General features: G+C 41.4%; 1 protein-coding gene. It reads left to right on the top strand.

The features are described 5' to 3' along the window. A partial coding sequence (locus G4V62_RS19300) for a transposase (RefSeq protein ID WP_165205255.1) occupies nt 1-374 on the top strand: 374 nt, incomplete at its 5' end. Nucleotides 375-425 lie beyond the last annotated feature (51 nt).

The following is a 425-nucleotide window of genomic DNA, read 5'->3' as shown; positions in this document are numbered from 1 at the left end:
TTTTGAGTATGTCACCGGAGCTTCGGAAAGCGTATGAGTTGAAGGAGGCGTATTGTACTTGGTTTGAGAAAGCGAAGATCATCGGTTCAAACCAAATCGCTCAAGTGAAGCAAGAACTAAAAGACTACTGCGAAAACGTGGAAGAAGCAGGCATTCCAGAAATGATACAAGCCTTGAAGCCGTTTAAAAATTGGCAAACAGAAATCCTTAATAGCTTTGTCTTTGGTTATAACAACGGCTTCATTGAAGGCTTAAACAACAAAACGAAAGTGATCAAACGCAACGCTTATGGGATTCCAAGATACGATCGATTCCGTTATAAAATTTTATTAAGCCAACAATTGAAACACATTCAAGACTTTCAAGTGGGGTAAAGAGTAGGGGCAGGAGCGAAGGGCTCCCACCCCAACTATTGACGTAGAACC

It is taken from the genome of Litoribacterium kuwaitense (assembly GCF_011058155.1).
Classification (GTDB): domain Bacteria; phylum Bacillota; class Bacilli; order Bacillales; family DSM-28697; genus Litoribacterium; species Litoribacterium kuwaitense.
Note: the sequence above shows the minus strand (reverse complement) of the source record. Positions and strands in the feature narration are given on the sequence as shown.